The following is a 1,643-nucleotide window of genomic DNA, read 5'->3' as shown; positions in this document are numbered from 1 at the left end:
TTTTTTGATTTAGATTCATCTCTAATCCTCCATTNNNTATTATCTTAATTTTACTAAATGTAAGATTAAATCTCAACTATTACATCTTAATTTCTATTTTGTCCATTTATTAAATCCAATCTGTGTAATCTTGATTTTCCCATTCCTCTTCTAATTTTTTTTGTTCCCTAGATAACAAAGATTGCCGTTTAACATCTTCTGCTTTTAATTGTTTAATACGTTCCTGTCCCTCGACAAATAAACGTACAGCTTCATTAATTAAATCGTTTGGACGACAATGTAATTCTGCAGCCATCAATGTAATTTTTTCACTTAAATTGGTTTCTAAGTATATACTAGTTGGAGTGTTTTTTGTCATTTTATACCTGCACAACAATATTGATAATATAGATTATAACATATTATATTATAATCTACACTATACTTGTATTTCACTACAGTCAAATTTTGAAGTTCATCGAGTTTGTGGTTTTACTATGTTAACTAGCCCTACTAATAATACCGATTTAATTATACCCGGTATAATGAAAAAGAGTACTCCGCTATGAAATGCTTCTTTTAATCCTAAAAATTTGGATAACCATAACCAGCCTAAACTCATAATAATTATATTACCGATCAAACATAAAGATATCTGATTTAACAATTTATTAGAAATAAAAATTTTATCTTTTAAGCTAGCCATAATATATACGGCAACTATGAAACCCGCTAGATATCCTGCGGTAGGACCGAATAATATTCGTAACCCGCTCGAAAACTCTCCAAACACAGGGATTCCCATTGCTCCAAGAGTTATGTAAGAGAGTATAGTTAAAGGTGCTGTAGTCTTATTATATGTAAGTCCGATGAACATCACTGCAACGGTTTGCAATGAAATAAATATAGGCTTCATAGGTATTAATATTTGTGAACAAATAGTAAGTAATGCCACTCCTAAAACTATTTCTATTGCTTGCCTTTTGGTTAACGGTAGCGAGACTGAATTAAGTTGCATAAAATTACCTCATAATTTATTTTTAAGTAATTACACTAAATAGAATTATATAATGTTCTTGTCAATAATATAAAAATGAAAATAAAAATTTATAATGATTTAGGAGTTTCAAAAGAAAGTATTAAGCATTGCGTGCATAACTTAAAACTTTATGCTCCAAAGTATGAGGTAGATTATATTACTGCACAAGACATTATAGGCGGAAAGTGGGTTCAAAACACCTTATTACTTATTTTACTCGGTGGAAGAGATTTATACTATGTACACAAATTGCAAGGCAAAGGAAATAATAATATAAAAAATTATTTAAAAAATGGCGGTAATTTTCTTGGAATATGTGCCGGTAGTTATTATAGCGGCAATTATTTAGAATTTGCTAAAGGAACAAATATAGAAGTTATAGGTGAAAGAGAATTAAAGATTTTCAATGGAACGGTTAGAGGACCATTGCTTGCTCCTTACTACTATAATTCAAATAAAGGAGCAAGAGCCGCTTACCTAAAAATAAATCCAACACTTAATTTAAATATTAAGGATAGTTATGCTTTTTATAATGGTGGTGGATATTTTGTTGATGCAGAAAATACTAAAGATACTGAAAATTGTAGAAGTCAAGATTTAATCTTACAGACATTATAAAAATTAT

General features: G+C 29.1%; 2 protein-coding genes and 1 pseudogene. 1 reads left to right on the top strand and 2 read right to left on the bottom strand.

The window, feature by feature from the left end:
• Positions 1-109: 109 nt before the first annotated feature.
• Both KYQ89_RS03770 and KYQ89_RS03765 read right to left on the bottom strand, forming a co-directional pair.
• Positions 110-358, bottom strand: coding sequence for a hypothetical protein (locus tag KYQ89_RS03770; protein ID WP_218460474.1), 249 nt, complete (start codon positions 356-358; stop codon positions 110-112).
• 96 nt (positions 359-454) lie between these two features.
• Complete coding sequence (locus KYQ89_RS03765; RefSeq protein WP_218460473.1) at positions 455-997, bottom strand: biotin transporter BioY; 543 nt, start codon at positions 995-997, stop codon at positions 455-457.
• 75 nt (positions 998-1,072) lie between these two features.
• Here KYQ89_RS03765 and KYQ89_RS03760 point away from each other — a divergent pair.
• A pseudogene (locus KYQ89_RS03760) lies at positions 1,073-1,597 on the top strand (BPL-N domain-containing protein); the annotation flags it as partial.
• Between the last annotated feature and the right edge of the window lie 46 nt (positions 1,598-1,643).

The organism is Rickettsia sp. TH2014, assembly GCF_019249195.1.
Classification (GTDB): domain Bacteria; phylum Pseudomonadota; class Alphaproteobacteria; order Rickettsiales; family Rickettsiaceae; genus Rickettsia; species Rickettsia felis.
Note: the sequence above shows the minus strand (reverse complement) of the source record. Positions and strands in the feature narration are given on the sequence as shown.

Coding starts and splice junctions, on each gene's coding strand:
- KYQ89_RS03770 (WP_218460474.1), bottom strand. CDS start 358: ATGACAAAAAACACTCCAACTAGTATATACTTAGAAACCAATTTAAGT.
- KYQ89_RS03765 (WP_218460473.1), bottom strand. CDS start 997: ATGCAACTTAATTCAGTCTCGCTACCGTTAACCAAAAGGCAAGCAATA.